We start from the raw sequence: 5,693 nt of genomic DNA on the forward strand, positions 1-5,693 counted from the left end.
GACCATAGCATTGTGGACCCACCTGATTCCATGCCGAACTCAGAAGTGAAACACAATAGCGCCGATGGTAGTGTGGGGCTTCCCCATGTGAGAGTAGGACATCGTCAGGCTCAAATTGCTTTAAACTGAATAGACACTGCGGAGTGGTAGTTCAGTTGGTTAGAATACCGGCCTGTCACGCCGGGGGTCGCGGGTTCGAGTCCCGTCCACTCCGCCACTTATACTAAGCCCAAGCATAACTGCTTGGGCTTTTTTACGTTTGAATGATTATGTTCGCCCTTCGGTCGAAGAGTCCCGCAAAAGGTTTACCCGTTGTCCGCAACCCCGGCCATTCCGCCACTTATCAGAAAGCCTAGTCTTACGACTAGGCTTTTGTCGTTTCTGGGGGATAGGTATTTTGGTCTTCGACCAACGAGTCCCGGTCGCCTGCGACCCCAGCTACTCCGCCACTTATACTAAGCCCAAGCATAACTGCTTGGGCTTTTTTACGTTTGAATGATTGTGCTCCCCCTTCGGTCGAAAGAGTCCCGCAAAAGGTTTACCCGTTGTCCACAACCCCGGACACTCCAGCACTTATTAGAAAGCTTAGCCTTACGACTAGGCTTTCTCGCTTTTGGACATAGATGCTTTGGTTTTCGACTAACGAGTCCCAGTACCGGCGATCTATGTCACTTATAGAGATGCCCTACTAGTAAGAGCTAGGTTTTTTCACATTTGAATCATTGTGTTTCCCTTTTTGAGCCCGTGATCTGCGAGTTTTGGTTAGCTCGCAAGAGCGGGTGTAACTCGTGGCTTTAGAGAAGTTAGTTAAAGTTACGAAGCTTGCGGTTTAACTAGACGTATAAATAGGCTGTTAGAGGCTTTGAGTCCCTTAGGAGTGATGAGTTACGGATATCTTTGCCCTGAGCTTTTTATCTTTATAGAGTATTGGGTTTGTATTGATTTCGTTACCAGTAAATGTGGTTCGCACAACCCGTTTATATACCGACTCTTTTTTGCCTCTCATTTTGTCGGCAGGTAAATATCTTTAGATACATGATGTTTCGACGCTTAGTTAAACTAGTGGCATTTAGCCTTTGTAATTGGCTTAATCTACGGAAGGAGGCTTATGGCTCCACTAGAGTAATAGAGAGCTATTTCCTTGTGTCTTGGTAACTGCTCATGGGTCGATGAGTCACAAATCGGGCATATTCTATGGTTCTAGTAATTACGGCTGTTAGCTCTTTATATAGTTACTGAGGATGCTCTAGCTCTGGTAAGGTCTACTTATGAATACGTTCAACAAATCACGACTTCTTTTTTGGTGTTCTTTAGGTCTTAGGCTATCCATCATGATTGCTCTAGCCTTTGATAAGGTTTGGGGAGCCTGAATTATTAGAGTTGTTGTAAAACCTTCCGATTAAGACTTCTGTAAATGGAGCAACGTCAGTCAGTATTCTCCTTACCTCTCTTTTTAATAATCCTCTTTATTTCCTCGTGAGTGACCTCACTATATTGTTTTATTAGAAGTACAGTAGAAGCTGATCTTTTTCAGTTTAGGGTTGAGTAACAATGCTAGTAATACCGTTGAAACTAATGCCCTCAAGCATCAAGTTTTGAAGCTTGCAAAAAGCTCTACAATAATGTGAAAGCGTTAAATCTATTATTTCTTTGAAATACAGCAATTTTTGATATGTTGCTTTCAAGTTCAAATCTTAGTTCGCTGAAGGTGGTTAATATGAAGCACTAGAGTTTAATTTGAATCTAACGGTGATACTACCAACTCAATGGTTAAGAACAATGGATGCTAGATCTGCAAGATCGTTGAGAAAGCCTCAATAGGTGATGTAATGAAACTAAGTTTTAATTTTGAAGATGCAAGCCAGATCTTTGTCGGATCTTTTGCTCTGGCGGTGCCTATCTCTTTTTCTGAAGAAGCCTGGAGGCTAGGAGAGACGTTACCTACTGAAAATTTATTGCTGCTATTTATGTTATCCGCAGTCTTTCTTGGTTTTTATACTTATGAGAGTGTCTTTCAAAAGGATGTTGTTGCTCGAGTCCCCGTATTCATTTTTAGAATCGTTATCGCTTATGTCATGACGGCCATGGTTGTGGCATTAGTATTGACTTGTTTAGATAAACTCCCTTTATTGTCTGACCCTGTTGTGTCAATCAAGAGGGTGATTGTTATTTCTATGCCAGCCTCTATGGGAGCTATTGTGGTGGATAGTTTTGATAAGGAGTAACCATGGTAGTTCAGGAGCTCATGGTGCTTTACAGTCATAACTGAGAGCGTTTAGGATGATGTTTGAAGTAGGGAGCTCTAAATCACCACGCTATACAGATCTTCGATTTATGGTCGTCGTTATCGCCAGAGTAATTTTCGATGAAGTGTTTTTACTAAGTGAGCTTTACCACTTGAGATGAATGGCTATGGTTTGATTACCTCTAGATAAAGAAAGGTATTTTGGATGTGATAAAAGGCAAGGATGTTTAAAGAAGGTAGGAAAGAGATGCGTGATCTTCAAGTGCAAAAAAGCCGCATCAATGATGCGGCTTCTTCTTTATTGGCTCCCCTTGCGGGATTCGACGCGGCCGGCTAGGGCGGTCCGACGATTCGGCTGAGACATTGCTTTGGCACAAAGCAGGAGCGTTAGATACGAAAAAGCCTCATCGTGTGATGAGGCTTTCTCTAAAGTGGCTCCCCCTGCGGGACTCGAACCTGCGACATACGGATTAACAGTCCGCCGTTCTACCAACTGAACTAAGGGGGAATTATTTAAGAAGAGTAAACTTCTCAATAATATAAATGGTGCCGACTACCGGAATCGAACTGGTGACCTACTGATTACAAGTCAGTTGCTCTACCTACTGAGCTAAGTCGGCACACTAAATGTGGCTCCCCCTGCGGGACTCGAACCTGCGACATACGGATTAACAGTCCGCCGTTCTACCAACTGAACTAAGGGGGAATTATTCTTAAAGCTTTAAAGAAATGGTGCCGACTACCGGAATCGAACTGGTGACCTACTGATTACAAGTCAGTTGCTCTACCTACTGAGCTAAGTCGGCACATAATATTTCTTTGTGCTTTACTGTTGTTGTCTAAGACACCAACAAATAAATTGTGGTGCCCGGAGGCGGAATCGAACCACCGACACGAGGATTTTCAATCCTCTGCTCTACCGACTGAGCTATCCGGGCGACGAGGTGTATTAAACGTGTTTTCGCGTTCTGGGTCAACATTAAATTGCAAAAAAAGTATTGTTTGATGTTTTTCTATACTTAGTGGGTTGTTTTTGTTCATTTGCGGTGAAAAACCTAGGTCTAGCATGCCCTAAAAGATCGAGAAACTACGTTTAACTAGACGGAATGAGTGCCGAAATAAAAAAAGCACGTATGAAAACGTGCTTTTATATTTAAAAATCTTCCCGAAACTTTAGTGTTTTACTTCAAACCTATTTACCCAAGCTTCGAGTTCATTAGATAGAGAGGCTAAGGTTTGGGTGCTGTTATGACTTTCGGTCACTACATTGCTTAGTTGATTACCACTTTCCTCAATCATGTTGATGCGCTTCGAGATATCATCACTCACTTGAGTTTGCTCAGCTGCTGCTGTCGCGATTTGATGGCTCATTGAAGAGATTGACTCAAGAGCAATAACAATCTGTTGTAGCGCTTCTGAGGCGTTTTGAGACTCGGTTACTGTGCTCTGGCTGGTCGCTGCACACACTTCCATGGTTTGGATAGCGTTGCGAGAGCCGTCCTGAAGGTTATTGATCATTAACTGGATCTCTTTAGTGCTTGATTGCGTTCGGCCTGCAAGATTACGCACCTCATCAGCAACCACTGCAAATCCTCGACCTTGCTCGCCTGCACGAGCAGCCTCAATTGCTGCATTTAGTGCCAATAGGTTTGTCTGTTCTGCAATATCGCCAATCACATCCAATACTTTCACAATGTTGTTTACATCGTTATCTAGGTTAGCGACAGCTTCGCTTGCTGTTCCTAGTTGTCCTGCGAGGCCTTGGATATTGTCTACTGTGTTATGAATCAGGCGCTGAGTATGCTGGCTCTGTTTGTCTGCTTCATCAGTGTTGCGCGCTGTGTCTCCCGCAGAGTCAGCAACGTTATTAGCTGAAGATGCCATCTCTGTCATCGCAGTTGCGATCATTTCAGTGGATTGCTGTTGTGTCTCAGTGAGTTGAGCAATAGAACCAGCGCGGTCTTCGACTCGTTGCAGCTCGCCTCGTAATGCCAACATCGAAGCATTAAGGTTAGATACCAGTTCAGCCAGCGATTTACTCATTTGTTGTACTGCATGATAGATACTGCCATCGACAGCTTTAGTTTCGAAAGAAGTCTGAATACGTCCTTCTGCTACAGCTTGTACGGCTTCTCTCACGTCTTTAGGCTCGCCACCAAGTAGTGCCAGCATTCGTTTAATAGACACGATTAAGCTAGAAAGAATAAGACCTGCAATAACAACACATAGGAATAGCTGCCATTGAGCAGTTGACCAGAAACGAGCGTTAACTTCATTGAAGCCTATACCTGTTCCTACAACCCAACCCCAATGCGGTGTTTTCTCTGCAATAGATAGTTTTTCTTCAATCGTGCCATCTGGCTGTTTTTGGGTCCAGGTGTATTCAACGATCTGACCTGTTCGGTTACCAAGTACTCTTTGGATTAATTGACCAACACTATTACCGTCTCCATCTTTAAAGTCATTAAAGCTAGTTCCGTGTAACTGAGGATCTAACGGAGTAGCGACAAACGTCATATTCTCATCGGCAACGTATACATATTCATTGTCTTTATAAATATTGTTACGCAGCAGACGTGTCGCCAACTGTTTTGCTTGTTGTTCTTCTAACGTGCCGTCAATGGCCATCTTTTCAACTTCAGTAAGAATGCTGTATGCACTCTTAAATAGCTCAGTTACGCGAGCTTTGTTGTCCATGTTGCTAGCGACTCTTAAGGTCCATAAACCTGTAGCGGTCAACGCTAGTAGGGCGACTAAAATGATGCCCGATAGTAAGTAAGCTTGCGTTTTTAGTTTCATATTTCCCCGCGCAGCAATTAAATAATAAATATTAGGTATGTTTCATCGAATCTTAATCTAAGTCGTGTAGGGCAGATATTAGAAAGATATCAAAACATGATGAAGATTAAATTTACGAAGAAAAAAAAGTAATGGAACGCTAGTTTGTTACCTTTTGTGTATTTGAGTGTGTCTTGCGAATGGCTGTAAGGGAGCGGCATTAGTCAGAGATTGTCGTTGAGCAGAGGTATACGACGGAAGAGGGTAGTTTTCCAGTTTCAGTATTTAATGCGTGCCTAAATTGAAAGAGCTTTTCAGTATTGGAATTCGACGTGACCGGAGAAGGGGGACGATTTTTCTGAGACATTGCTTTGGCACAAAGCAGGAGCGTTAGATACGAAAAAGCCTCATCGTGTGATGAGGCTTTCTCTAAAATGACTCCCCTGTTGGGACTCAACGTGGGCGGCTAGCACGGTCCGACGTTTCGGCTGAGACATTTATTTGGTACAAATAAGTCGCAGCTTAAAACGAAAAAAGCCAAGTCTTTCGACTTGGCTTCTTGAATGTGGCTCCCCCTGCGGGACTCGAACCTGCGACATACGGATTAACAGTCCGCCGTTCTACCAACTGAACTAAGGGGGAATTACTTGCGTTAACTTATTTAAGTTAA

2 protein-coding genes, 7 tRNA genes and 1 rRNA gene are annotated in these 5,693 nt (G+C 43.3%); 3 read left to right on the forward strand and 7 right to left on the reverse strand.

Annotated elements, in window-relative coordinates:
* The 3 genes from rrf to F0228_RS25490 all read left to right on the forward strand — a co-directional run.
* Positions 1 to 110: ribosomal RNA gene (rrf, locus tag F0228_RS25480) — 5S ribosomal RNA — on the forward strand; the annotation flags it as partial.
* Positions 111 to 140: 30 nt separating this feature from the next.
* Positions 141 to 217: transfer RNA gene (locus tag F0228_RS25485), tRNA-Asp, on the forward strand.
* Between the two features lie 1,612 nt (positions 218 to 1,829).
* Entirely contained in the window at positions 1,830 to 2,225 is a 396-nt protein-coding gene (locus F0228_RS25490; RefSeq protein WP_008224619.1) for a DUF2391 family protein, read from the forward strand.
* A gap of 452 nt (positions 2,226 to 2,677) precedes the next feature.
* On the opposite strand, the gene F0228_RS25495 is transcribed toward F0228_RS25490, so the two are convergent.
* The 7 genes from F0228_RS25495 to F0228_RS25525 form a co-directional block, all read right to left on the reverse strand.
* Positions 2,678 to 2,753, reverse strand: a tRNA-Asn gene (locus F0228_RS25495).
* A gap of 36 nt (positions 2,754 to 2,789) precedes the next feature.
* A tRNA-Thr gene (locus tag F0228_RS25500) sits at positions 2,790 to 2,865 on the reverse strand.
* A gap of 10 nt (positions 2,866 to 2,875) precedes the next feature.
* Positions 2,876 to 2,951 (reverse strand) — tRNA-Asn (locus F0228_RS25505).
* 24 nt (positions 2,952 to 2,975) lie between these two features.
* Positions 2,976 to 3,051 (reverse strand) — tRNA-Thr (locus F0228_RS25510).
* Between the two features lie 56 nt (positions 3,052 to 3,107).
* Positions 3,108 to 3,183: transfer RNA gene (locus F0228_RS25515), tRNA-Phe, on the reverse strand.
* 235 nt (positions 3,184 to 3,418) lie between these two features.
* Positions 3,419 to 5,044, reverse strand: a complete 1,626-nt coding sequence (locus F0228_RS25520; RefSeq protein WP_102426098.1) for a methyl-accepting chemotaxis protein — start codon at positions 5,042 to 5,044, stop codon at positions 3,419 to 3,421.
* A 545-nt stretch (positions 5,045 to 5,589) separates the two neighbouring features.
* Positions 5,590 to 5,665 (reverse strand) — tRNA-Asn (locus tag F0228_RS25525).
* Positions 5,666 to 5,693: the final 28 nt, after the last annotated feature.

Source organism: Vibrio sp. 99K-1, assembly GCF_013114585.1.
Lineage (GTDB): Bacteria > Pseudomonadota > Gammaproteobacteria > Enterobacterales > Vibrionaceae > Vibrio > Vibrio chagasii_B.